The organism is Acidovorax sp. (assembly GCF_046291265.1).
In the GTDB taxonomy this organism is placed as follows: domain Bacteria; phylum Pseudomonadota; class Gammaproteobacteria; order Burkholderiales; family Burkholderiaceae_C; genus Acidovorax.
Genome location: NZ_JBKBTV010000008.1, coordinates 66,758 through 90,841, shown reverse-complemented (window position 1 = coordinate 90,841; position 24,084 = coordinate 66,758). Strand labels below are relative to the sequence as shown.

The 24,084-nt window shown below is 64.6% G+C and carries 18 protein-coding genes; 13 read left to right on the top strand and 5 right to left on the bottom strand.

Annotation, left to right across the window (positions count from 1 at the left end; genetic code table 11):
• Positions 1 to 129: 129 nt before the first annotated feature.
• The 5 genes from ACK41V_RS05215 (at position 130) to ACK41V_RS05195 (ending at position 5,632) form a co-directional block, all read left to right on the top strand.
• A complete protein-coding gene (locus ACK41V_RS05215) occupies positions 130 to 1,704 on the top strand; it encodes a methyl-accepting chemotaxis protein (protein ID WP_409778790.1) in 1,575 nt (524 codons plus the stop codon).
• Between the two features lie 132 nt (positions 1,705 to 1,836).
• Positions 1,837 to 2,940, top strand: a complete 1,104-nt coding sequence (locus tag ACK41V_RS05210) for a BMP family ABC transporter substrate-binding protein (protein WP_409778787.1) — start codon at positions 1,837 to 1,839, stop codon at positions 2,938 to 2,940.
• Positions 2,941 to 3,032: 92 nt separating this feature from the next.
• The gene (guaD, locus tag ACK41V_RS05205; RefSeq protein ID WP_409778785.1) at positions 3,033 to 4,331 is read left to right on the top strand and encodes a guanine deaminase; all 1,299 of its coding nucleotides are present in this window, start codon (positions 3,033 to 3,035) and stop codon (positions 4,329 to 4,331) included.
• Positions 4,332 to 4,412: 81 nt separating this feature from the next.
• The gene (gene dcd, locus ACK41V_RS05200; RefSeq protein WP_409778782.1) at positions 4,413 to 4,985 is read left to right on the top strand and encodes a dCTP deaminase; all 573 of its coding nucleotides are present in this window, start codon (positions 4,413 to 4,415) and stop codon (positions 4,983 to 4,985) included.
• A 170-nt stretch (positions 4,986 to 5,155) separates the two neighbouring features.
• On the top strand, positions 5,156 to 5,632 hold the full coding sequence (locus ACK41V_RS05195) for a hypothetical protein (RefSeq protein WP_409778779.1): 477 nt from the start codon (positions 5,156 to 5,158) through the stop codon (positions 5,630 to 5,632).
• 20 nt (positions 5,633 to 5,652) lie between these two features.
• Here ACK41V_RS05195 and ACK41V_RS05190 read toward each other — a convergent pair whose 3' ends face one another.
• The 3 genes from ACK41V_RS05190 to pcp form a co-directional block, all read right to left on the bottom strand.
• Positions 5,653 to 7,353, bottom strand: a complete 1,701-nt coding sequence (locus ACK41V_RS05190) for a diguanylate cyclase (RefSeq protein ID WP_409778776.1) — start codon at positions 7,351 to 7,353, stop codon at positions 5,653 to 5,655.
• Positions 7,350 to 8,318: a delta(1)-pyrroline-2-carboxylate reductase family protein gene (locus ACK41V_RS05185; protein ID WP_409778773.1), complete on the bottom strand. Its 969-nt coding sequence runs from the start codon at positions 8,316 to 8,318 to the stop codon at positions 7,350 to 7,352. The genes ACK41V_RS05190 and ACK41V_RS05185 overlap by 4 nt, the downstream gene beginning before the upstream one ends.
• A gap of 108 nt (positions 8,319 to 8,426) precedes the next feature.
• On the bottom strand, positions 8,427 to 9,101 hold the full coding sequence (gene pcp, locus ACK41V_RS05180; RefSeq protein ID WP_409778770.1) for a pyroglutamyl-peptidase I: 675 nt from the start codon (positions 9,099 to 9,101) through the stop codon (positions 8,427 to 8,429).
• Between the two features lie 152 nt (positions 9,102 to 9,253).
• Between pcp and ACK41V_RS05175 the strand changes: the two genes are divergently transcribed.
• The 3 genes from ACK41V_RS05175 to ACK41V_RS05165 all read left to right on the top strand — a co-directional run bounded on the left by ACK41V_RS05175 (position 9,254) and on the right by ACK41V_RS05165 (position 14,063).
• Positions 9,254 to 10,132, top strand: coding sequence for a neutral zinc metallopeptidase (locus ACK41V_RS05175; RefSeq protein ID WP_409778767.1), 879 nt, complete (start codon positions 9,254 to 9,256; stop codon positions 10,130 to 10,132).
• Between the two features lie 43 nt (positions 10,133 to 10,175).
• Positions 10,176 to 12,407, top strand: coding sequence for a SulP family inorganic anion transporter (locus ACK41V_RS05170; RefSeq protein ID WP_409778764.1), 2,232 nt, complete (start codon positions 10,176 to 10,178; stop codon positions 12,405 to 12,407).
• A gap of 162 nt (positions 12,408 to 12,569) precedes the next feature.
• A complete protein-coding gene (locus ACK41V_RS05165) occupies positions 12,570 to 14,063 on the top strand; it encodes a DEAD/DEAH box helicase (protein WP_409778761.1) in 1,494 nt (497 codons plus the stop codon).
• Positions 14,064 to 14,155: 92 nt separating this feature from the next.
• On the opposite strand, the gene ACK41V_RS05160 is transcribed toward ACK41V_RS05165, so the two are convergent.
• The gene (locus tag ACK41V_RS05160; protein ID WP_409778758.1) at positions 14,156 to 15,001 is read right to left on the bottom strand and encodes a symmetrical bis(5'-nucleosyl)-tetraphosphatase; all 846 of its coding nucleotides are present in this window, start codon (positions 14,999 to 15,001) and stop codon (positions 14,156 to 14,158) included.
• A gap of 24 nt (positions 15,002 to 15,025) precedes the next feature.
• On the opposite strand from ACK41V_RS05160, the gene ACK41V_RS05155 reads away from it, so the two are divergent.
• Entirely contained in the window at positions 15,026 to 15,181 is a 156-nt protein-coding gene (locus tag ACK41V_RS05155) for a hypothetical protein (RefSeq protein ID WP_409778755.1), read from the top strand.
• A gap of 294 nt (positions 15,182 to 15,475) precedes the next feature.
• The gene (locus ACK41V_RS05150; RefSeq protein ID WP_409778752.1) at positions 15,476 to 15,784 is read left to right on the top strand and encodes an H-NS histone family protein; all 309 of its coding nucleotides are present in this window, start codon (positions 15,476 to 15,478) and stop codon (positions 15,782 to 15,784) included.
• 253 nt (positions 15,785 to 16,037) lie between these two features.
• Here ACK41V_RS05150 and ACK41V_RS05145 read toward each other — a convergent pair whose 3' ends face one another.
• Positions 16,038 to 16,916 carry a helix-turn-helix domain-containing protein gene (locus tag ACK41V_RS05145; RefSeq protein ID WP_409778749.1) on the bottom strand — a complete coding sequence of 293 codons (879 nt, stop codon included), beginning with the start codon at positions 16,914 to 16,916 and terminating at the stop codon, positions 16,038 to 16,040.
• A gap of 111 nt (positions 16,917 to 17,027) precedes the next feature.
• Here ACK41V_RS05145 and ACK41V_RS05140 point away from each other — a divergent pair, with 111 nt between their 5' ends.
• The 3 genes from ACK41V_RS05140 (at position 17,028) to ACK41V_RS05130 (ending at position 24,044) form a co-directional block, all read left to right on the top strand.
• Positions 17,028 to 17,435 carry a hypothetical protein gene (locus ACK41V_RS05140; RefSeq protein ID WP_409778747.1) on the top strand — a complete coding sequence of 136 codons (408 nt, stop codon included), beginning with the start codon at positions 17,028 to 17,030 and terminating at the stop codon, positions 17,433 to 17,435.
• A 221-nt stretch (positions 17,436 to 17,656) separates the two neighbouring features.
• Complete coding sequence (locus ACK41V_RS05135) at positions 17,657 to 20,605, top strand: aconitate hydratase (protein WP_409778744.1); 2,949 nt, start codon at positions 17,657 to 17,659, stop codon at positions 20,603 to 20,605.
• 154 nt (positions 20,606 to 20,759) lie between these two features.
• Positions 20,760 to 24,044: an EAL domain-containing protein gene (locus ACK41V_RS05130; protein ID WP_409778742.1), complete on the top strand. Its 3,285-nt coding sequence runs from the start codon at positions 20,760 to 20,762 to the stop codon at positions 24,042 to 24,044.
• Positions 24,045 to 24,084: the final 40 nt, after the last annotated feature.

Below are 24,084 nucleotides of genomic sequence, written 5' to 3'. Positions count from 1 at the left end.
AAACCCTACAATTGTGAGATTTTGTACGCCTCGATGCGCCTTTTCTTGGGCGAGGGCGTGTGTGCTCCGCACCGTGGGGCCGCCGTTTTGCGCACGCGTTGTGTGCTGGTCGTTGTCGGATCTCTCCCCATGTTTCTCCATCAAATTTCTATCGGCAAGCGCCTGACCCTGGTGCTTGGCGTGATCCTCGTGCTGTTTTTCGTCAGCAGTGTGGTCGCAGTCGTCAAGCTGAACCAGCTGGGCACGGTGATCAACACCATGGTCGACGACAACATCAAGACCGAGCGTGCGGGCTCTGACTGGCTGCGGCACACCACGTCGGGCGTGCAGCGCGCGGCGGCCATCGCCAAGAGCAGCGATGCGAGCCTGATTCCATACTTTGCGCCAGCCACTGCGGAGTCGATCAAAAACACCAACGAGCTGCAGAAGTTCATCGAGTCCAAGATGCTGACGCCGGAAGACAAGGCGCTGTTTGCCAAAGTGGGCGACCTGCGCAAAGACTATCTGGCGGCCCGCGAAGAGGTGAGCAAACACAAGCAAGCCGGAGACGCCGATGCCGCCAACCGGGTTTTCTCCGAGCGGTTCGAGCCCACATCGCGCAGCTACCTGGCGGGCGTGCAGCAAATGGTGGACGCCCAGCGCACCCGGCTGGACGCCGCAGGCCAGCGCAGTGAAGCGCTGCGCGCACAGACCACGTTGCTGTTGCAGATCTGCACCGGCGTCTCGCTGCTGCTGGGCGCCTTGCTGGCCTGGCTGCTGGCCAACAGCATCACGCGCCCCCTGCGCCATGCCGAAGCCATTGCCGAGTCGATTGCCGACATGGACCTGACCGGTGCGCCGCAGGCCAGCTACGCCAACGACGAAACCGGCCGCCTGCTGCGCGCGCTGGATGTGATGCGCAGTGCGCTGCATGGATCGCTGCAGCAGGTACGTGGTGTGGTGGACAGCATCTCCACCGCCAGCACCCAGATCGCCATTGGCAACCAGGATTTGAGCGCACGCACCGAGCAGACGGCCAGCAGCCTGCAGGAGACCGCCAGTTCGATGGAAGAGCTGACCAGCACCGTGCGCCAGAGTGCCGACTCTGCCGTGCAGGCCAACCAGTTGGCGGCATCGGCCGCGCAGGTGGCGCAGCGCGGTGGGGATGTGGTGGCCCAGGTGGTGAACACCATGGACGAGATCAACGCCAGCAGCAAGAAAATTTCCGACATCATCGGCACGATTGACGGCATCGCTTTTCAGACCAACATCCTGGCGCTGAACGCGGCGGTAGAAGCTGCACGCGCAGGCGAGCAGGGCCGTGGTTTTGCCGTGGTGGCAAGTGAGGTGCGCAACCTGGCCCAGCGCAGCGCCGAAGCCGCCAAGGAGATCAAGACGCTGATTGGCGTGTCCGTCGCCAAAGTGGAGTCGGGCGCCGCGCTGGTGAAAAATGCAGGCAGCACCATGGGCGAGATCGTCAGTTCGGTGCGCCGCGTGACCGACATCATTGGCGAGATCAGCGCCGCCGCATCCGAGCAGAGCCTGGGCATCGGCCAGGTCAACGTAGCGGTCAACCAGCTCGACCAGATGACACAGCAAAACGCGGCGTTGGTCGAAGAGTCCACCGCTGCAGCCGAGAGCCTGAAAGACCAGGCTGCACGCCTGGCAGACGTGGTGGGGGCCTTCCGTCTGGGCGCGCCCTCGCACACGCCGCGCCTGAACTGAGTGCTTCGGCGACCACAACCACCCTGTAGAGGCCTACCCTCCAGCTGATCGAACCAAGCTGCACACCAACCGCCAGATTCGTCGCCCTGCGAATCTGGTGTTTTCACCACCTGGGCCATGTAGAGGACCACCATGTACAAAAACCTCGCAGCCGCGCTCGTGGCCGCCTGTTTTTTCTCTCCCGTTTTTTCACAGACCGCGTCGGGCAAAGAGGCCCGTGCTGGCGAGCCCGTCAAAGCCGGATTCGTGTACGTCTCCCCCATCACCGAAGCGGGCTGGACCCGCCAGCACGACGAAGGCCGCAAGGCCGTCGAGGCCGCGCTGGGCAGTCAGGTGAAGACCACGTTTGTGGAGAACGTGGCCGAAGGCGCCGATGCCGAGCGCGTGATTCGCGACCTGGCTGCCACCGGGCACCAGATCATCTTCACGCCCAGTTTTGGCTACATGGAGCCCACGCTCAAGGTGGCGCAGGACTATCCGAACGTGAAGTTTGAGTCCATCACCGGCTACAAAACCGCGCCCAACGTGGCCACCGCCAACGCGCGCTACTACGAGGGCCGCTATCTGGCGGGCATTGCGGCGGGCCGCATGAGCAAGACCGGTGTGGCTGGTTTTGTGGCGGGTTTCCCCATTCCTGAAGTGCTGCAGGGCATCAATGCGTTCACGCTGGGCATGCGCTCGGTCAACCCGCAGGCCACCGTCAAGGTGGTGTGGCTCAACGTGTGGTTCGACCCGCCCAAGGAGCGCGATGCGGCCATGGCCCTGTTCAACCAGGATGTGGATGTGATCGCGTTCCATACCGGCTCCACAGCCGTGATGGCGGCTGCGCAGGAGCGCGGCAAGATGGCCGTGGCCTACCACTCGGACATGCGCCGCACGGGGCCCGATGCGCAGATCGTGGCCGTGACGCACCAGTGGGGCAGCTACTACACCGAGCGGGTGCGCGCCGTGCAAAACGGCACCTGGAAGAGCGCCAGCCTCTGGGGTGGCGTGCGCGAAGGCATGATCCGCGTCGGCGACTTTGGCCCCCGCGTGCCTGCCGCCGTGCAGCAGGAGGTATTGACTGCGCAAAAGGCCATCGGTGCTGGCAAGCTCCAGCCTTTCCGTGCGGGCAAGGCGCCGGTGCGCGACAACGACGGGCAAGAGCGGATTGCAACGGGCCAGGCGCTGTCAGATGCGCAAATTTTGCAGATGAGCTGGCTGGTGGAAGGCGTGGTTGGCAAGCTGTCCCGCTAATCCTGCGCGGCCTACCGGCGCTCCCCGAACCCCATAGCCACTATGGGGCGCTCCATATACAAGCGGTGCCCCCTGCCGCTAAGCTTGCCTCCATGCCTGTTTACCGATCTGCCCTTTTGCGCTTTGCCGACGACGGCACGGCCCTCTATGACGAAGATGGCCTGCTGGCCATCGGCCCCGATGCCCTGGGCCGCCAGCGGGTGCTGGCTGCGGGCGCCTGGCACGCGCTGGCACCGCAATACGCTGACCAGCCCGTGACGCACCTGCCCGGGCGCATTCTGGCGCCAGGTTTTGTGGACATGCATATCCACTTCCCGCAGACCGATGTCATCGGCTCGCCAGCTGACGGGTTGCTCCCCTGGCTTGAAAACTACACGTTTCCGCACGAGTCGCGTTTTGTCGAATCCGGCTACAGCGAACAGGTGGCGCAGTTCTTCGTTGCCGAGTTGTTGCGCAACGGCGTGACGACGGCGCTGGCTTTCTCCACGTCACACCCGGCATCGGCCGACGCGCTGTTTGCCGAGGCGCAACGCCAGCAGATGCGCCTGATCACCGGCAAGGTGCTGCAAGACCGCCACTCGCCCGACGGCGTGCGGGACGACACTGAACAAAGCCTCATCGACACCGAAGCGTTGATCCAGCGCTGGCATGGCGTGGACCGCCTCGGCTACGCCATCACCCCACGCTTTGCGCCCACCAGCACGCACGAGCAACTGCGCGGCGCGGGCGAACTGGCTGCACGCTACCCCGATGTGTGGATTCAGTCGCACGTGGCCGAGAACCTGGACGAGATTCGCTGGGCGCGCGAGTTGTTTCCCGCGTCGCGCAGCTACCTGGGCGTGTACGACGAATTTGGCCTGATGCGTGAGCGGGCGGTGTATGCGCACTGCATCCACTTCGACGACGACGACCGGGGATTGATGCGCGACACCGGGGCGGTGGCTGCCGTCAGCCCCACCAGCAACCTGTTTCTGGGCAGTGGCTTTTTTGACTACGCCAGTGCCGACCGCGTGGGTTTTGGCTACGGCCTGGCCAGCGACGTGGGCGGGGGCACCAGCTTCAGTCCGTTCCACACCATGATGGCCGCCTACTACGTGGGTCGTGAGGGCCAGAGCAAGCAAGGCCTGAGCTTGTCGCCCCAGCAACTGTGGTGGCAGCACACGGCAGGCGCGGCCAAGGCGCTGGGCCTGGCGGGTGTGGTGGGCAATCTGCAGCCTGGTTGCGAGGCTGATTTTGTGGTGCTCAACCCGCAAGCCACCCCGCTTTTGGCGCGCAAGACCGCCCAAGCACGCAACCTGGATGAGCTTTTGTTTGCGCTGATCGTGCTGGGCGATGACCGGGTGGTGGAGCAAACCGTGATTTCTCAAGCAAAATACGGCTCTAGCGCTTGATCATCAAGCGCTAATAGCTACATATTTAATAGCGCCCGGCGGTTTGTAACCTGCCTGGGCCACAGCGCAGGGAATTCAGCCATGAGCATCAAAAGCGACAAATGGATCCGCCGCATGGCGGCCGAGCACGGAATGATCGAGCCCTTTGAGCCTGGTCAGGTGCGCGAGGTCGATGGCAAGAAGATCATCAGCTACGGCACCAGCAGCTACGGCTACGACATTCGCTGCGCCCCCGAATTCAAGGTGTTCACCAACATCCACAGCACGGTGGTGGACCCGAAGAACTTTGACGAGAAGAGTTTTGTGGACTTTGAGGGTGACAGCTGCATCATCCCTCCCAACAGCTTCGCGCTGGCCCGCACGATGGAATACTTCCGGATTCCGCGCAATGTGCTCACCATCTGCCTGGGTAAAAGCACCTACGCACGCTGCGGCATCATCGTCAACGTCACGCCGTTCGAGCCCGAGTGGGAAGGTTATGTGACGCTGGAGTTCTCCAACACCACGCCGCTGCCTGCGCGCATCTACGCGGGTGAGGGCTGTGCGCAGGTGCTGTTCTTCGAGAGCGACAAGGACGATGTGTGTGAGGTCAGCTACAAAGACCGCGGCGGAAAATACCAGGGCCAGGTGGGTGTGACGCTGCCCAAGGCCTGACGGGCGGCAGTGCAGCAGTGGTGGCCTCCTGCGGCCACCGGTGCGGCTGCGGTGGCGTCCTACAACGCCACTGCCGGTTGGCCGAAATGCAAGCAGGGGTAAGTTTTCTTAGCATGGATGTCACGTTCCCGCGTCATGCTGGGGCGACCGAATCTGGAAGGAACCTTGCCATGTTGACCTTTGCCTCTCCCTCCGTTGCACCGTCGGTGGCCGCCTGGATCGGTTCGTTGGCAGCTCCGTTCACCACCTTTTTCACTTCAACTCCCCGTCGGCCAACCGCGCAATCGGCGGCTTCCGCCGCGGTGGCAGCAGACGCGCCGTCACCCGTCACTTTCCGGTCGGTTGCCCCATCGCTGGGCGCTGGTCCGACGGATGACACGAGCCCTTGCCTTCCAGGTGCTGGCGGTGCTGCAAGCGGCGTGACTTACTGGCCCTGCGAGCGACTCAACGCTTTTATTCTTCAAATGGCAGCCCATGGCCATTGCGTGAGCGCCGCCATGATGCTGGGCCACCGCCCCTACGCGGTGCAGCAACTGGCCGCCGCGCAGCAGGTGCCCGACGAGGCGCTGCGCAGTCTGGCAGCCGAACTGCAAGCGTATTTCGATGCTCCGGCTGACACGGCTGTTCAGCAGCGCGCAGTTCTGTAAACCAGACAGTCGCCCGAAGGTCAGACTTCCACACACACCCGGTTGCGGCCCTGGCCTTTGGCTTCATAAAGCGCAGCGTCACCACGGCGCAAGATGTCGGTGCCGTTGTCCTGCACGCCGCGCATGCTGGCCACGCCTGCACTCACCGTGATGGTGCCCACCACAGGGTCTTGCTGCTCAGCCATCGCTTTGACCAGGGCCTGGGCGATGGCTTGGGCTCCCGCCAAGTCGGTGTCTGGCAACAGAACCACAAACTCTTCGCCGCCTAAACGGGCCACCACGTCCGAGCCACGCAGGCGCTCTTCCAGCGTACGCGCAAGCCGCCTGAGCACCTCGTCTCCAGCCTCGTGGCCGTAGGTGTCGTTCACCCGCTTGAAGTGGTCTACATCCACCGTGATCAGGCTCAACGGCCTTCCACTGCGGCGGGCCATGGCCAGGCCAAACGCCATCTGGGTTTCGAACCCACGGCGGTTGAGCAGGCCGGTCAACGCGTCGGTGCGCGCCTGCAGGTCCAGCGCCCGGTTGGCTGCCTCCAGCTCCAGTGTGCGCAGGCGGACTTTTTCTTCCATGGCTTCGCGTGCGGCCAGCAGGCGGTGGGTCATGCGGCCCAGGGCGACAGACAACTGGCTCACCTCACGGTTGCTGTGCAAGGCCGGGATGTCGGCACCCTGCTTGCCTGCCTCTACGGCGCTGGCCGCGCGGGCCAGGGCGTACAGGTCGTCGCTCAGGCGGCGTGCCGCCATCCACGCCAGCACCGAGGCCAGCAGAGCGGCTGCGAGGCCGATCCCCAGTGCCAGGCGCACGGTGCGGTTGGCTTCGGCAAACGCCAGCTCCACAGGCTGGCGCGCCACGATGCGCCAGCCCAGATCGCTGGCCGCGTTGCGCGGTTGCAGCTGGGTGGCGGCGGTGAGATAGCGCTGCTGGTCCTGCCACTGCACCACGGCCGTGTCGATGCGTCCGCCGTCACGGTTGTTGTTGACCTTGACGCCTTCGGGCAGCCGCTGCCCCGAAGCCTGCAGCGTGCGGGTGACGCCGCTGGGCGCCAGAATCATTTCGCCAGCCTGGTCAAAGATGAAGAGTTCCAGGGCACTTTCGTCCGAGCGGGGGGGCGTGAGGCTTTCCAGCACCTCACGGGTCCATTCCCAACTGCCATGAATCCCCAGAACGCCGACCGTCGTCGCGTTGACGCGGATAGGGGCTGCAAAATCCACAAACCGGTAGGGCTCGCCAGACGCCAAGGGGGGAAGCAGGCGTTCCAGCAGCTTGGCGGGGTGGACGTCGCCAACGTGAACCTCCTTCAAACCGGCCTTGAACCAGGGGCGCTCGGCCACGCTTTGGCCCACCAGCATGCCGCTGGTGGCAGAGCGCACAACGCCCTGCGCATCGGCCACGCCGATCCAGAGGCTGGTGGGGTGCATTGCCTGGGCGCGGGCAAGCATGTAGCGGGCCTCCGGGGTGTCCAGGCCTTTGGTCCACACCAGCGCGGAATCGGCCAGCACCTCGGCTTCCAGGCTGCGTTCCATCAATCCGTTGGCCAATAATTTGCCAGCGTTTTCGGCCACCATCTGCAGCGATGCGCCTGCGTCGCGCTGGAGGCGTGATTTCAGCAACTCGCCAAACGCGAGCGACAACAACACCGAGAGCGTCACGACCAGCGTGCCAAAGACCAGTGCTATCTGCATGCGCAGGCCATGGTCGGAGAAACGGGCAAGTGCGCTCATGGTGACGTCTCCGTTACTGGCAATGCCGGTAGCGCCGCTGGTCGCATCGCCAGCCGCGCGGCCGCCAGGTCCCAACCCGCCCAGCCGCAGCTTTTGAACAGCACGGGCCCTGTTCGCGCGGTGAAAGGTCCCCGGACCACATCGCGCAGCGTAGGAAGGGTGCCCACATCCAGGCCAGCCTGCAGTAGATCGCCTGCTTCGTGGCACGCATCCTCGGTGTCCACCACGATGTGCCCATCGTGCGCGAAATGTTGGCACAGCGACGGCGAGAGTTCGGCCATGGTGGGGGTAAAGGCGCCCACGGCCGCGACAAAGGCGTCGGGCCGGGGGGGCGTGGTGAGCACGATGCTGTGGCCTGGTGTGCAGGTCACGATCAGGGGGCAGTGGGGCGCGGCCGCATCCGCGTCAGCCACCACGCGGACGCTGGCGCCCAGCGCACGCACCTGTTCAGCCAATAGCTCGGCGCTGTGGGCGCTGCGTGACGTCACCCATACCTCTTGCACACCCAGGCCGTGGACAAAAGCCTGCGCGTGGGCCAGCCCCTGCACACCGGCGCCCACGATCAGCAGGGGGCCCTGCGGCACCTGGGCCAGATGACGGGCTGCCAGCAGCGAGACCGCCGCGGTGCGCCGCGCTGTCACCGTGGGGCCGTCCAGTACCCGTCTGCGCTCGCCCGTGGCGATGTCGAACACCACCACGTCGCCCTGTATGGCGGGGCGCCCCGTGCCCGCGTTGGCGGGCGTGAGGGTGATGAGCTTGGTCATCGCCACCGTGCTGTCGGTGGCGGGCATCACAAAAAGAGAGGCGCCTTGCGGGAGCGCCAGCACGCTGCGGGCAGGCACCGAAACGGTGCGGTCCTGGAGCAATGCAGAAATCTCATCGGCCAAAGGGCCCCATGGCAGCAGCGCCGCAGTTGCCGCTGCGTTCAGGGTGCCAGAGGGGTCAGGAGCGGGGGCGAAAAGCATGACGGGACTTTACACAGCGCAAGGCGTCGGTGGGAGCGGACAAGCCCTCAGGCGCCGCCGGGTAAAAGGCTGGAAACCCAGCCGAATGGTTGCCGCGTTGGCAGCCCATCAGTGCGTGGCGCCCGCACCGAGCGTGATGTCCTGTTGCGCCAGCACGGCCGTCCACAGCGCGGTGTAGACGCCACGCACCATGTCCCGCAACGCCAGGTGAGGCACACCTTGTGCGGGCAACCAGGGAACATGCGCAAATCCACCCCGTGCGCCCGCCGGACCGGCGCCGCGCGCCAGCAGGTGCATCAGGCCATACAGCACGTGGTTGCAGACAAAGGTACCTGCGGTTTGCGACACCTCACAGGGCACCCCCGCATCCACTACAGCGCGCAGCATGGCCTTGATGGGCAGGCTTGAAAAATACGCAGCGGGGCCGTTGGGTACCACCGGTGTGTCGATGGGCTGGCCGCCCCGGTTGTCGGCAATGCGAGCATCGTTGATGTTGATGCCAATGCGCTCCAGCGACAGGGCGCTGCGCCCACCGGCCTGGCCCAGGCAAAGGGTGATGGCCGGTTGGTGCAAAGCCAGCAACGCTTGTAGCCGCTGCAGCGATTCGCCAAAAACGGTGGGCAACTGGGCTGCCACCACCGTGTGGCCTGCAATGCGTTGGCCGCGCAGTGCCTGCGCGATGAGCCAACTGGGGTTCTGGGTGTCGCCCCCGAAAGGGTCAAACCCGGTGAGCAGAATCAGCCGCTCTGCACGGGGTGCGAAATGGGGTGCGTCATTGAGCATGGCGTGTCGGGTGCGGCGGCGTTTTGAGACCTTGGTGCAAAGGGGCGGGTTCCTTCTTGCTGGTTGAATGGTAGCGGGCCGCCCCGGTGCGCGCTCCGGCGCGTAACATGTCGCCCATGCCCTCCGCCTGTGGAGCGTGCAGGAGAACCAGTATGAAATGGGAAGGCAATCGAGAGTCTGACAACGTGGAAGACCGCCGCAGCGGCGGGGGCGGTGGTGGATCGCCCATATTTGGCGGGCGCAGCATCGGCATCGGAACCATCGTGATAGCGCTGGTGGGCGGCTGGGTGCTGGGAATCAACCCATTGACGATTTTGGGACTGCTCAGCGGCGGTGGTGCGCCCGCACAGGTTCAGTCGCAGGGCCCGGCGCAGCGCCCGCCTGCAGATGACACCATGGCCCGGTTTGTCTCGACCGTGCTGGCGGACACCGAAGACGTGTGGAAGACCGTTTTCCGCCAGGGTGGCGGCACGTACCAGGAGCCGCGGTTGGTGCTGTTTCGGGGCTCCACGCCCACCGCCTGTGGCACGGGGCAGGCCGCCATGGGACCGTTTTACTGTCCTGCAGACCAGAAGGTCTACATCGACCTCGGGTTTTATGAAACGCTGAAGAACCGCCTAGGCGCCCCCGGCGATTTTGCCCAGGCCTACGTGATCGCCCACGAGGTGGGCCACCACGTGCAGAACCAGCTGGGTATCAGTGGCAAGGTCGACGAGATGCGTGGTCGGGTGAGCAAGACCGAATACAACGCGCTGTCGGTGCGGCTAGAGCTGCAGGCCGATTGTTTTGCCGGGGTGTGGGCCCACCACGCCCAAAGCGCGCGCCAGATCCTGGAAAAAGGCGACGTCGAAGAGGCCATGAATGCGGCCGCCAAGATTGGTGACGACGCCCTGCAGCGCGCCGGTGGCGGCGCCGTGGTGCCCGACAGTTTTACCCACGGCACCAGCGCTCAGCGCCAGCGCTGGTTCAACAACGGGCTACAGAACGGCAGTGTGAAGGGCTGCGACACGTTTGCGGCCCGCAGCCTGTAGCCTGCCGCGGCGATACGCAAGCTGTTGACCCAAGCCGCAGCCCATGTCGCCCGCGCAGCACCTGACGGACATGGCTACTACCACAACTGCGGGTGTGGCCCCGGCCACGGCCACCGGCAGCGGTTCGTCTGACGGCGCGCAGGGCGCAGCGGTGGGGCCGTCCGCTCCGCCGCCCTCGGGTGTGGCCGCGGCCTGGTCCGCAGCTGCGGTCACCGTGCCGCATGCCGTGGGGCTGGGCCTGCTGGCCTTTGCGCCGTTGGCGGGCGACTATTCCTTGGCGGCATTGGCCTTGTGGTCTGCGGCTTTGCCGGGTTTGCTGCTGACCCTGGTGGCGCCACGTGCCGGTGTGGTCTACGCGCCGACCACCGTGGTCGCCTTGCTGTTTGCCGCGGTGTTGGCCACAGCGCACGGTGCAGCGCCTTCGCTCGGCCTGAGCGCCAGGCAGGTGCTGGCGGTGAGTGGCGCCACGGTGGCCCTGGCCTTTGTCTTTCAGTGGTTGCTGGGCGTTCTGCGGCTGGCGTCGGTGGCGCGGTTTCTTCCCATATCGGTCACGCACGGTTTTGCGGCGGGAGTGGGTTTGTCCATGGTGTTGGGGCAGGTGCACAGCGGTTTTGGAGCGGGCGCCGCCGCGCTGTGGGACACGGGCACGGGCTGGCATGCGCTGGCGGCTTTTGCGGTGGTGGGGCTGGCATGGTGGTTGCGCCGCCTGTGGCCGCGCATGCCGGGGCTGATGTCTGCGGTCGTGCTGGTGGCGCTGGCCGTGGCATTGGCAGGCGTGTGGGGGGCAGGGCTGGGGGACGTGTTTGCACCTGCCACGCAGCCCAGCGCGTTTGCATGGCCCTTGCTGCCCGATTGGTCGGGCATCCCGTGGATGGCGCTGGCGCGCGATCAAGGGTCGGCGCTGGTGGTGCTGGCGCTGCTGATGGCGCTGGTCAACAGTCTGGAGATTCTGGTGTTCAACCAGGAACTGGAGCTGGACCACGGCCTGCGCGGCAACGCGAACCTGGCTTTGCGCCGCGAAAGCCTGCTGGGCGCCTTGTGTGGCTTGGCCGGGATGATTCCGGCGTCTACCAGTGCGTCGCGCTCGCGCATCGTGCTGGCACAGGCGGGGCCGTCGCGCAATGCACCGCGCTGGCATGCCGGGATCATGCTGGGCGTGGCCGTCACTGGCGCATGGTGGCTGCACTGGGTGCCGATGGCCTGCCTCGCGGGCGGGCTGGTGCTGGCGGGGTTGATGCAGGTGCCGGGGCTGATGTGGTCGCTGCGCTACGCACGCCGCTCGCGGGTGACCTGGGCGCAAAGCTGGCTGGTGGCGTTGGTGTTTGCGGTGATGGGTGGCGTGGGGGCGTTGGTGGCAGGCCTGGTGGTGGCCACGTTTGTGTTGCTGCACGACTCGGCTGCCAAGGTGCTGCGGCATGTGCGGCTGGATGGCGAATTGCGCTCGCGCCGGTTGCGCCGGGCGGGCTCGGACACCTGGCTGGCGCCGCGCATGAACCAGGTCGCCGTGTTTGAACTGCAGGGGGTGATGTCGTTTGGCGTGGCCGCCCATCTGGCCGAGCAGGTGCGCTTGATGTTGCTGCCGCGCCACCGCTGGGTCATTCTGGATGCGGGCCGGGTGCCCGCGTGGGACAGCACCGCCATGGCCCAACTGCGCGCGCTGGTGCGTGACCTGGGTCAGCAAGGCATTGCGGCCGCCGTGGCGGCGCTGGACCCGCTGGCCGCAGAACATGCGGGCGAGCAGGTACGCTGCTTTGCCGACCTGGACCGCGCGCTGGAATGGGCGGAGGCGGGCATCCTGTCGCAACGCCCCATCGAACAGCGCCCCGCGCACCCCGAACGCGATCTGCTCGGCGAAATCGGCGAAGGCGTTCCGCGCGCCGCGTCCGACGCGCTGTTGGCGCTGCTGCAGCACCAGGCCGTGCCCGCGCAGGCCGTGGTGTTCAACGCGGGCGACACCGACCACGACCTGCTGGTGGTGCAATCGGGCCATATCACGCTGGTGACCCAGTGGCCGCCCGACAAGGGCCTGCGCCTGGCCACGGTGGGCCCGGGCATGGCGTTTGGCGAGATGGCGTTTCTCAACGGTGCAGCCCGCAGTGCCAGCGCAGGGGTCGAGCGAGGCACCGCGCATCTGGTGCGTTTGTCGCGTGCCCACTTTGATGCTTGGGCCCGTCAACACCCCGAAGCGGCCCTCACGGTGATGAATAACCTCGCCCAGATCGGGGCGAGGCGTTTGGCGGTGACCACACGCCAGTTGCGCGCGGTGCTGGAGTAAATTTTGAATAAAAAGTGGCTATAGCGCTTTATTCATAAGCGCTGATAGCTATCAAAAGAGTAGTGAATGCCCGTGTTGTTGTGGCCATCATGCCTGCCGTTTACCACGCCCCCACCGCGAAAAAACGCTTTTTGGGCCACCGGTGCGACAATAGCGGGCTAAATGACAAGTTCCTTTTCCAATCTATCGCTGGCCGAGCCGCTGGCGCGCGCCGTAGCCGAAATGGGCTACGAGTCCATGACACCCATCCAGGAGCAAGCCATTCCGGTGGTGCTCACAGGGCAAGACGTGATGGGCGCCGCCCAGACCGGCACGGGTAAAACGGCGGCGTTCTCGCTGCCTTTGCTGCAGCGCCTGCTCAAGCACGAAAGCAGCTCCACGTCCCCCGCCCGCCACCCGGTGCGTGCGCTGGTGCTGCTGCCCACGCGGGAGCTGGCCGATCAGGTCGCTCAGCAGATCGCGCTGTACGCCAAGTACACCAAGCTGCGCAGCACCGTGGTGTTTGGCGGCATGGACATGAAGCCCCAGACCATCGAGCTGAAAAAGGGCGTGGAAGTTTTGGTGGCCACGCCGGGCCGTCTGCTGGACCACATCGAAGCCAAGAACGCGGTGCTCAACCAGGTGGAGTACGTGGTGCTCGACGAAGCTGACCGCATGCTGGACATCGGCTTTTTGCCCGACCTGCAGCGCATCCTCTCGTTCCTGCCCAAGCAGCGCACCACGCTCTTGTTCAGCGCCACGTTCTCGCCCGAGATCAAGCGCCTGGCCAGCAGCTACCTGCAAAACCCCATCACCATCGAGGTGGCCCGCCCGAACGAGACGGCCTCCACGGTGGAGCAGCGTTTCTACAGCGCCAACGACGATGACAAGCGCCGCGCTATTCACCAGGTTCTCAAGACCCGCGGCATCAAGCAGGCCTTCATCTTCGTCAACAGCAAGCTCGGTTGTGCCCGCTTGGCGCGCAGCCTGGAGCGCGAAGGACTCAAGACCACCGCGCTGCATGGCGACAAAAGCCAGGACGAACGCCTGAAGGCGCTCGAGGCCTTCAAGAGCGGCGAAGTTGATCTGCTGGTGTGTACCGATGTGGCCGCACGCGGCCTGGACATCAAGGACGTGCCGGCGGTGTTCAACTTTGACGTGCCGTTCAACGCCGAAGACTACGTGCACCGCATCGGTCGCACGGGCCGTGCGGGCGCGTCGGGCCTGGCGGTCACGCTGGTGTCCGGCAGCGATGCCCGCCTGGTGGCCGACATCGAGAAGCTGATCAAGAAGAAGATCGAACTCGAAGCCATCGAATACGAAGAAGACCAGCCCCGTGGCCGCATCAACGATGGCCGCCGTGCTTGGCGCGAAGCGGGTGAAACCGGTGACGGGCGTGACGCCATCTCAGCGGCCCCACGCCGTGAACGCGAGCCGCGTCCCCTGGGCCGCGAACCCCGCGAGCCGCGCGAACAGCACCGCGGGTTCCGCCCCGCGGTCGCCTCGCGCGACCCGTTCTTTGAAAAGCCGTACGAAGCCAGCGCTGCACCCGATGCCGCCCCCGCCTGGGAAGCCGCCAAGTCGGCACAGCGCAGCAGCATCTCGGCCAACATCAAGCCCAAGCGCAAGGTGGCCGCACTGTTCAAGGCGGCTCAGCCTGAGACTTCCACCCAATAATTGGGTCAAAATGGCTGCTAGCGCTTGATGGTAAAGCGCTGACAGCTATATAAAGAATAGCGGCGCAGAGGCCGCTATTTTTTTGTCATTTTTCAGTTCCCGGGCTGCTGTGCCTGTTCGCAGTGCACCTGCAGCAGCTCCCGGTCGGCCAGCGTCGCGCCAAAACGCACGGCGCTCAGGCACCCTCCCCACACACACCCGGTGTCCAGCCCCAGCAGATCGCTGCGGTTGAGCCAGCCCAGCGTGGACCAGTGGCCAAACGCTATCAGTGTTCCGGCGGTTTTGCGCCCGGGCACGTCAAACCACGGCATCAAGCCCGGCGGGGCGTCGCTTGCGCTTTCCGTGCTTTCAAAGTCCATCACCCCGTTGGCCGAGCAAAACCGCAGCCGCGTGAGCGCGTTCACGATGACGCGCAGCCGGTCTGCGCCCGTGAGCGGGTCGCTCCATTGGTCAGGCGTATTGCCATACATGGTGTGCAAGAACGCCGGCAGATCGCTGCCACGCAGCACCGCGTGCACCTCCTGCGCGCGGGCCAGAGTGTCGGCCGCCGACCAGACGGGCAACACCCCCGCGTGCACCATCAGCAGCGTTTGCCCGGCATGCTCATGCACCCGGGCCAATGGTTGCTGGCGCACCCAGTCGAGCAGGGCATGGCGGTCTGGCGCGTCCAGCACCGTGCCCAGGGTGTCGCGGCGCGATGGTTTGCGGGCGCCGTGTGCGGCGGCCAGCAGGTGCAGGTCGTGGTTGCCCAGCAGGCAGCGGATCGCGTCGCCGTGGGCCATGCAGCGACGCAGCACGGCGGCAGAGTCCGGGCCGCGGTTGACCAGATCGCCCAGAAGGTAGACCGTGTCCCGGCTGGCCGAGAAACCAATCACGTCCAGAAGGCGGGCGAGGGCGGCGTCGCAGCCCTGAATATCGCCAATGCAGTAAAGAGCCATGGTGTGTGCGGTGTGGAAGGAAGCGTGGATTTTCTGCTGAAAGTGCTGTGCGGTTTTTCCGCGACAGCTGTGTCAGGGCGGGTGATCACATTCATTCAGCCGCCGGGCGCATGTGCATTCACGGAGTTTCTGGGTATGAAGCAGATTTATGGCAGGATTCCAGCGGCTATTGACTATTGATCTTCAATCTCACCGGGTTTTTAGCGTCAGAAAATGGGCACTTGCGCTCAGTTGTAGTGAGACGGGTGTTTGGCGGCCCGATATTGGGGTGGGGGAGATGGGACTGAACAGATGCACTGATCCAAAAAGGCCCGTGCAATTGAGGGCTACCCCGAAGCCAATCATTGGATGTGCGCCCAATATGTATGGCCCAGCAGGTAATCGTTTTTGAATGAATTTTCGGTACCGCCCCAAAATTCATCGTTATATTTATATAATTCGCCCGTCCTCCACCACCTCTTAAATTCAGACACCATGACCAGCTACAAAGACCTGTTGAAGCAGCGTGAAGCCCTTGAGCAACAAATCAGCGAAGCGCGCCGCCGCGAATTGTCGGACGCTGTGGCCCAGGTTCGTGCGCTGGTCGCAGAGCACGGTCTGACGGCTCAGGATGTCTTCCCGGCGGGCAAAGCTGCTGGTAAGGCAACCCGCAGCTCCACGGCGGGGACCAAGGTGGCTCCCAAATACCGCGATCCTGCAACGGGACAGACCTGGACCGGCCGGGGCAAAGCCCCCAAGTGGATTCAAAATCAGGACCGCGCAAAGTTTGCGATTGTTGCCTGAGCGCATCCATCGAAAAGAAAGCCCGCATTGGCGGGCTTTTTTTATGGTCGGGCGATTTTCGAAAAATGGTGTGGAACGGTTACGCTGCCGGGTGCCAGCGACCATTAAATGCCCACGGATGCGAAGGAATGGTGTCGAAGCTCATCGAGCGCTATCGCTATTCCTGGGTGGGTAGCTGAACCCCCGGATGCCAATACTTCAACGGTGAGCTGCCAAGCCCCGCCCAGAAGCACAACTGGACCTCCGGGTATTTTCAAGCCTCCGAATTCTGCTGCGCCACGTCGCGCAATACCTTTGCGGTGAAATCGTCGGCCGGAAAAAACGACTCCACCGCCAGTTCCTGCAGTGTCACATCCACTGGTGTGCCGAATATGGTGGTGGTGCTGATGAGCGACAGCATTCCGTGCACGCTTTCAAAGCAAAAAGGCATTACCACCCCCAACATTTCTCCTGGTAGTACCAAGGGGCTGGGTTCTTCGGGCGCCGGGTATTGCAGCAGCTCTTCTTGCAGCGCAATCAAGGCCGGGTCAGCGGTGGCCTGGATTTGCTGGCGCAGGCGCTCGAACAGGTGGGCGCGCCATTGGGCCAGGTTGGCAATGCGTGGCGCCAGGCCCTGTGGGTGCAGGCTGAGGCGAAACACGTTGATCGGCGGCGCCAGCAGTTCGGGGCTGATGTGGGCAGCCAGCAATGCGTGCGCAGCCCGGTTGGTGGCCACCACGTTCCAGCAGCGGTCCAAGGCAATGGCGGGGCAGGGTTCGTGGCCTTTGAGCACCAGTTCCACCGCTTGGCGCGCGGCGGCCAGCGCGGGGTCGTCGAGCGCACGTTCCCGGTACATGGGCGCATAGCCAGCAGCTACCAGCAGCCCATTGCGCTCGCGCAGCGGGATGGCCAAGCGCTCGCACAGGCGCAGCACCATTTCTCGACTGGGGTTGGTGCGACCGGTTTCCATGAAGCTCACGTGGCGGGTAGAAATATCGGCCTCATCGGCCAATTCCAGCTGGCTCAGGTGGCGCTGCTGGCGCCAGGTGCGCAGGTGGTCGCCAAAAGATGCCGGCCCCGCCGCTGCCACGCGGTGCGGCAGCGGATGGCGCGGGGTGCGGTGCGAGGGAGTTGGCGAGGTGGATGACGTCATGCCCCGCATCCTAGGCGCAAACAGCCGCCTAACCATTACCTGGCAGGTCATCGACGCGCTGCGCCGCCGCAGCCACGATGCAGCCTTCTTTCCCACCTTTAGGAGCTTGTCATGCTGAACCTGTTGTCTTCGTCCTCCACCCTGCGCGCTGTGGTCTGGTTTGATGCGTTTACCGGCGTGCTGCTGGGCGCATTGCATTTGTTGCTCACCGCGTCGCTGGCGGAATGGCTGGGCCTGCCCCAGAACCTGTTGACCGTGTCGGGCGTGATGCTGCTGAGCTATGCAGCGCTGGCCATCACCTTGGCCCGCGCCCCCTCGATGCCGCGCGGTGGGCTGTGGGTGCTGATCGTCGGTAACTTCGCCTGGGCGCTTGCCAGCCTGGGGCTGTTGCTGGGCAGCACCGTCACCCCTACGCTGCTGGGGCAGGCCTATCTGCTGGTGCATGTGGTGTCGGTGGCCATGCTGGCAGAACTGCAATGGATGGGCGTGCGTCGCTTGCCGGGATTGGCTGCCGCGTAACTGCTGACAAGGGTCTGCTACTAGATATATAGCTACTAGTGCTTATAAATAAAGCGCTAGAAGGCATTTTTGCTTGATTTTTTCGCCGCAGATTGTGGGCGCCGCTTCCAGCGGTGCGCTGCAATCCGGGCCTTGCGTGCTGGCGCGGTGCAAGTCCCCACAATTGCGCCATCACGTGGGACTGCCAGAATAGGCCTTGTTGCCTTTCACAGGAGTTCGCCATGGCCTCAAAACCCAAGCCAGCCACATCGCCGACCAAACCCGTCCGTCACGCGTTTGCCAACACCCTCAAGAACTTCAAGACCGCCTCTGGCAAGGAAGGTCAGTTCTATTCGTTGCCCGCGCTGGCCAAACAGTTTCCCCAGATCAACCGCCTGCCCGTGTCGATTCGCATCGTGCTCGAATCGGTGCTGCGCAATTGCGATGGCCGCAAGGTCACGGCCGAGCATGTGAAGGAGCTGGCCCACTGGGCGCCCAACGCCGCGCGCACCGACGAGATCCCGTTTGTCGTCTCCCGCGTGGTACTGCAGGACTTCACCGGTGTGCCGCTGCTGGCCGACCTGGCCGCCATGCGCAGCGTGGCCGTCAAACTGGGCAAGAACCCCAAGAAGATCGAGCCGCTGGTGCCTGTGGATCTGGTGGTGGACCACTCGATCATGATCGACCACTACGGCAAAAAGAATTCGCTCGACCTGAACATGAAGCTCGAGTTCCAGCGCAACCGCGAGCGCTACGAGTTCATGAAGTGGGGCATGCAGGCGTTTGACACCTTCAAGGTGGTCCCCCCGGGCTTTGGCATCGTGCACCAGGTCAACCTTGAATACCTGGCGCGTGGCGTGCACAAGCGCAAGGACAGCGTTTACTACCCCGACACATTGGTGGGCACCGACAGTCACACCACCATGATCAACGGCATTGGTGTGGTGGGTTGGGGCGTGGGTGGCATCGAGGCCGAGGCCGCCATGCTGGGCCAGCCCGTGTACTTCCTCACACCCGACGTGGTGGGCTTCGAGATGACGGGCCAACTGCGCGAGGGTGTGACCGCCACCGACCTGGTGCTCACCGTGACCGAGCTGCTGCGCCAGCACAAGGTGGTGGGCAAGTTTGTGGAGTTTTTCGGCGAAGGCACGCGCACCCTGGCGCTGCCCGACCGGGCCACCATTGGCAACATGGCGCCCGAGTACGGCGCCACCATGGGCTTCTTCCCGGTCGATGAGAAGACGATTGACTACTTTCAGGGCACGGGCCGCACCAAGAGCGAGATCGAAGCCTTCGAGGCCTACTTCAAGGCCCAGGGCCTGTTCGGCGTACCGCTGGCGGGCGAGGTGGACTATTCGCAGGTCGTCCAACTCGACCTCGGCAGCGTCACCCCCAGCCTGGCGGGCCCCAAGCGCCCGCAAGACCGCATCGAGCTAGGCAAGGTCAGCAGCCAGTTTGCCGACCTGTTCAGCAAGCCCAATGCGCAAAATGGCTTCAACCGCCCGGCCGAGTTGCTGCACACGCGCCACCATATCCACCGCGGGCAAGAGTTGGTACAGGACGCTGCACCCAAAGACAAACCCGCGCCCGCAGGGGCTCCGCGCTCCCTGGCCGAGATGGAGGGCAACAAGCCCGCGCTGGCCACGGCCCATGCCGATGCCGCGGCGGTCATGCCGACCAAGGGCGCAGACCCCACGGTCGGCAATGGCGACGTGCTGATTGCCGCCATCACCAGCTGCACCAACACCAGCAACCCCAGCGTGCTGCTGGCGGCAGGCCTCTTGGCCAAGAAGGCGGTGGAGGCGGGCCTGAAAGTGCAGCCGCACATCAAAACCTCGCTCGCGCCCGGCTCGCGCATCGTCACGGAATACCTCACACAGACGGGCCTGCTCCCATACCTGGAAAAGCTGGGTTTTGCGCTGGCCGGTTACGGTTGCACCACCTGCATCGGCAACGCAGGCGACCTGACGCCCGAGCTGAACGAAGTCATCACCAGCAACGACCTGGTGTGCGCGGCCGTGCTGTCGGGCAACCGCAACTTCGAGGCGCGCATTCACCCCAACCTCAAGGCCAACTTTCTGGCCAGCCCGCCGCTGGTGGTGGCCTACGCCATCGCGGGCACGGTGCTGAAAGACCTGATGACCGAGCCGGTGGGCAAGGGCAAGGGTGGCAAAGACATCTACCTGGGCGACATCTGGCCCACCAGCGATGAGGTGCACGCCCTGCTCAAGTTCGCCATGAACGGCAAGGCCTTCCGCGAGAACTACGCCAAGGTCGCGACCGACCCCGGCAAGCTGTGGGAAAAGATCAAGGGTGTGAGCGGCACGGCCTACACCTGGCCTGCCAGCACCTACATCGCCGAGCCGCCATTCTTTGCCCAGTTTGCTCTTGAAAAAGGAGCTGCTAGCGCAAGTGCATCAAGCGCTGGAGGCCAAAATGATGCCAAACTTCCGTCGGTGTGCGGCGCGCGCATCATGGCGCTGTTTGGCGACTCCATCACCACCGATCACATCTCGCCGGCAGGCTCCATCAAAGACAGCTCGCCCGCTGGCCAGTGGCTGCTGCAGCACGGCGTGATGAAGGCCGACTTCAACAGCTACGGCGCCCGCCGCGGCAACCACGACGTGATGATGCGCGGTACCTTTGCCAACGTGCGCATCAAGAACCTGATGCTGCCCGCCACGGCCGACGGATCGCGCGAGGAGGGTGGTGTGACCGTGTTCCAGAACGAGGGCGCGCTGCAGGGCGAAAAGATGTTCATCTTTGACGCCGCCATGCAATACATGTCGCAAGGCACGCCCACGGTGATCTTTGCGGGCGAGGAGTACGGCACCGGCTCCAGCCGCGACTGGGCGGCCAAGGGCACGCAACTGCTGGGTATCAAGGCCGTGGTGGCGCGCAGTTTTGAGCGCATTCACCGCTCCAACCTGGTCGGCATGGGCGTGTTGCCGCTGCAGTTCAAGGGCGCGGACTCGTGGGAGACGCTGGGCTTGGTGGGCAACGAGGTGATTGATGTGGTGCCCGACCCGGCGCTCACCCCCCAAAGCGATGCACAACTGGTGATCCACCGTGCCGACGGCTCCCGCAAGGAGCTGACGGTGACACTGCGCATCGACACGCCGATTGAGGTGGACTACTACCAGGCCGGGGGCATCCTGCCCTTTGTGCTGCGCCAGTTGCTGGAAGGCTAAGCTGGCCGAGCAAAGAACGGGGCTTCGGCCCCGTTTTGCATGAACAGGCGCGTGGCGTGAAGTCACCCGGGCACTGGAAAACAGCATGAACATTCACCTTACTCGTCGATACACTTGTGACGTTATGTTGATATAACGCCCGCACATCGCTCGTATGCCGCCTCTGACCACCCCTTCGCCTGCGCGCTCGCCGCTGTCGGATGCGCCTGCCCTCACGGTGGTGCTGGTGGTGGTGGTGCTCGCACTGGTGATCGTGCCGCTGGCGCAAATCCTGGGGGATGGGGCAGGGGCTCAGCATGGGCTGGAACCGTTTTTGGAATTGGTGGCCGTGCTGCTGGGGCTGCTGGTGGTGTCGGTATCGCTGCACACGCTGGAGGCGCGTGAACAGGCGCGGGCCAACGTGCTGGTGGCGGGTTTTGGTGTGGCGGCCGCCTGCAATTTTTTGCACGGGGTGCTGGCGCATTCCACCCCGGTGCACCTGCCGGCAGGCACGGCGGATATTTCGTTGTGGCTCAGCAGTTGGGCGCGGGTGGCCGAGGTGGTCACGCTGCTGCTGACGGCGCTGCAGGTGGCGGCTCCCGGCCCGGCCAGGGGCTGGCTTGCTGCGGCGGCTGGGGCGACGATGCTGCTGGTGGGCTCGGCCCTGGGGTCGCTGCCCGGCTGGTTTGCGCAGGCAGCCGGTGGGGCCCTGCGGCAAGTGGTGGCCATGGGTTTTGCCGCCGCGCTGGCCACGACGGCGGTGCTGCTGTACCGCAGCGGGGCGCGGCGCGCGCAACCACGCGAACGGGTGTTTGCCTGGGCGGCCGGGGCGTTTGCGTGTGGCGAGTTCACCGTGGCGTTGCTGGGTGGGCATTCGCCCGTGGGCGGCCCCCTGGCGCACGGATTGCGGGTGTTGGCCTATGCGCTGCTGTACCAGGCGGTTTTCAATGCGGGCATCCGCCAGCCGTTTGCGCGGGTGCAAGAGGCCGAGCGCCGCTTGCGCGAGAGCGAAGGGCGCCTGTCGCTGCTGGGGCGCAACCTGCCCCACAGTGTGCTGTTTCAGGTGGTGCGCGAACTGGATGGGCGCTCCCAATTCGTGCACATGGGCGACGCCATCGAGCGGCTCAACGGGGTGACGGCGCAAGAAGCCATGGCCGACCCGGGGGTGCTGTACCGCCAAGTGCTGGAAGAAGACCTCCCCCGCCTGCGCCAAGCCGAACGGCAGTCCTTTCTGACCATGACCAGCCTGGAGGCGGTCTTTCGCGTGCGCCGCACCGATGGCCAGGTGCGCTGGATGCACCTGAGTTCGTCGCCCCGGCTGCTGGACGACGGCCGGGTGCTGTGGGATGGCGTGCAGACCGACATCACCGCCCACCACCAGGCGGAAGAGGCCGCGCACGCCAAAGAGGCACTGATGGCCAACATGCTGCGGCAGGTGCCCGGTGGCGTGGCGCGGGTGGACCGCGACATGCGTGTTTTGTATGTCAATGAACAGCAGGCGCTGTGGCTGCGCCGGTCGGCCGACGATCTGCAAGGGCGACGGGTGCAGGACGTCATCCCCTCCGAACTGATGGCGCGCATGCAGCCCCATTTCGACAAGGCCTTTGCGGGCGAAACCACCGTGTTCGAGAACCGGGTGGAGGGCCCGGATGGCTTGCAGGTTCGCCACACCACCATCGCTCCCGAGGGTGCCGGTGACGATGGTGTGGTGCCCGCCGTGGTGTTGTTTGCGTACGACCTCACCGAACTCAAACGTGTCGAGGCCGAGCTGGCCGACCAGAAGGCCCACCTGTCCCGCGTGGTCAACGCCATGCCCGACATGGTGTTTTTGAAGGATGCCAACGGCGTGTACCTGTCGGTCAACCCCGTGTTCGAACGTTTTGCGGGGCGCCCTGAGCGGCAAATTGTGGGCTGCAACGACTATGACCTCACCTCGGCCTCGCAGGCCGAGAGCTTTCGCAAGTACGACCAGCGCGCCATGCAGGCCTGGCAGCCGCTGGTGTATGAGGAAACGCTTACCTTTGCCGAAGATGGCTACCAAGGCCAGTTTGAAACCATCAAGACCCCCATCCGGGACTTGCATGGCCGCGTGACCGGCGTGCTGGGCGTGTGCCGCGACATCACAGACCGAAAGCGAGCAGAACAAGAGATCGAGCGCCTGGCCTTCTATGACGCCCTGACCGGCCTGCCCAACCGCCGCCTGCTGCTCGACCGCCTGCAACGCTCCATCGCCGCCTGCCAGCGCAGCAAGAACCAGGGCGCTTTGCTATTCATCGACCTCGATAACTTCAAAGACCTCAACGACACCCTGGGCCACGACATGGGCGACCAGCTGTTGTCGCAAGTGGCCGCCCGCCTGGTCAGCTGCGTGCGCGAAGCCGACACCGTGGCCCGCTTTGGGGGCGATGAATTTGTCGTCATGCTCGACAACCTCAGCCCCGACCTGCAGGACGCCGCCACCCAGGCAGAAACCGTCGCAGAAAAACTCCTGGCCAGCCTGAACCAGCCCTTTGAGCTGCACGGCAGCCAACACTACAGCACCCCCAGCATCGGCATCACCCTGTTTGGCGACACCCGCCTGACCGTGGACGAACTCCTCAAACGCGCCGACCTGGCCATGTACCAGGCCAAAGCCGCAGGGCGCAACACCCAACGCTTCTTTGACCCCGACATGCAAGCGGCCGTCAATGCCCGCTCCAACCTCGAAGCCGACCTGCGCCAAGGCCTCGCCCGGGGCGAACTCCTCGTGCACTACCAGCCCGTCGTCGACCACCACGCCACCCTCATGGGCGCCGAAGCCCTGGTGCGCTGGCGCCACCCCCAGCGCGGCATGATCAGCCCCGGCGACTTCATCCCCCTGGCCGAACAGACCGGACTCATCCTCCCTTTAGGCCAATACGTCCTCAAAACCGCCTGCGAACAACTACAGCGCTGGAGCCAACACCCCACCACCGCCCACCTGACCATCGCCGTCAACGTCAGCGCCCGGCAATTCAGACAAGCGGGCTTTGTGGCCGAAGTGCTGCACACCCTGCAGCAACACAACGCAGACCCCAAGAAACTCAAACTCGAACTCACCGAAAGCCTCCTGCTCGGGGACATCGAAGACACCATCGCCCGCATGGTGCAACTCAAAAGCGAAGGCGTGGGGTTTGCGCTGGATGACTTTGGTACTGGCTACTCCAGCCTGTCCTACCTCAAACGCCTGCCGCTCGACCAGGTCAAGATCGACCAGAGCTTTGTGCGGGACGTGCTGACAGACCCCAACGACGCTGCCATCGTGCGCACCATCCTGGCGCTGGCGACCAGCCTGGACTTGCAGGTGGTGGCGGAAGGGGTGGAGACGACGGGGCAGCTGGGGTTTCTGAGGCTGCATGGGTGTGAGGCGTTTCAGGGGTATTTGTTTGGGCGGCCTGGGCCGGTGGAGGACATCGATGCCTATTTGCAGCCAGTACGGTGACGATGTTGTTCTGAACTCGCGCGCGGCACCTGCCGACGGC

What these genes read in the sequence shown, in the direction of transcription:
- ACK41V_RS05215 (WP_409778790.1), top strand. Translation starts at nt 130, where the DNA reads ATGTTTCTCCATCAAATTTCTATCGGCAAGCGCCTGACCCTGGTGCTT.
- ACK41V_RS05210 (WP_409778787.1), top strand. Translation starts at nt 1,837, where the DNA reads ATGTACAAAAACCTCGCAGCCGCGCTCGTGGCCGCCTGTTTTTTCTCT.
- guaD (WP_409778785.1), top strand. Translation starts at nt 3,033, where the DNA reads ATGCCTGTTTACCGATCTGCCCTTTTGCGCTTTGCCGACGACGGCACG.
- dcd (WP_409778782.1), top strand. Translation starts at nt 4,413, where the DNA reads ATGAGCATCAAAAGCGACAAATGGATCCGCCGCATGGCGGCCGAGCAC.
- ACK41V_RS05195 (WP_409778779.1), top strand. Translation starts at nt 5,156, where the DNA reads ATGTTGACCTTTGCCTCTCCCTCCGTTGCACCGTCGGTGGCCGCCTGG.
- ACK41V_RS05190 (WP_409778776.1), bottom strand. Translation starts at nt 7,353, where the DNA reads ATGAGCGCACTTGCCCGTTTCTCCGACCATGGCCTGCGCATGCAGATA.
- ACK41V_RS05185 (WP_409778773.1), bottom strand. Translation starts at nt 8,318, where the DNA reads ATGCTTTTCGCCCCCGCTCCTGACCCCTCTGGCACCCTGAACGCAGCG.
- pcp (WP_409778770.1), bottom strand. Translation starts at nt 9,101, where the DNA reads ATGCTCAATGACGCACCCCATTTCGCACCCCGTGCAGAGCGGCTGATT.
- ACK41V_RS05175 (WP_409778767.1), top strand. Translation starts at nt 9,254, where the DNA reads ATGAAATGGGAAGGCAATCGAGAGTCTGACAACGTGGAAGACCGCCGC.
- ACK41V_RS05170 (WP_409778764.1), top strand. Translation starts at nt 10,176, where the DNA reads ATGTCGCCCGCGCAGCACCTGACGGACATGGCTACTACCACAACTGCG.
- ACK41V_RS05165 (WP_409778761.1), top strand. Translation starts at nt 12,570, where the DNA reads ATGACAAGTTCCTTTTCCAATCTATCGCTGGCCGAGCCGCTGGCGCGC.
- ACK41V_RS05160 (WP_409778758.1), bottom strand. Translation starts at nt 15,001, where the DNA reads ATGGCTCTTTACTGCATTGGCGATATTCAGGGCTGCGACGCCGCCCTC.
- ACK41V_RS05150 (WP_409778752.1), top strand. Translation starts at nt 15,476, where the DNA reads ATGACCAGCTACAAAGACCTGTTGAAGCAGCGTGAAGCCCTTGAGCAA.
- ACK41V_RS05145 (WP_409778749.1), bottom strand. Translation starts at nt 16,916, where the DNA reads ATGACGTCATCCACCTCGCCAACTCCCTCGCACCGCACCCCGCGCCAT.
- ACK41V_RS05140 (WP_409778747.1), top strand. Translation starts at nt 17,028, where the DNA reads ATGCTGAACCTGTTGTCTTCGTCCTCCACCCTGCGCGCTGTGGTCTGG.
- ACK41V_RS05135 (WP_409778744.1), top strand. Translation starts at nt 17,657, where the DNA reads ATGGCCTCAAAACCCAAGCCAGCCACATCGCCGACCAAACCCGTCCGT.
- ACK41V_RS05130 (WP_409778742.1), top strand. Translation starts at nt 20,760, where the DNA reads ATGCCGCCTCTGACCACCCCTTCGCCTGCGCGCTCGCCGCTGTCGGAT.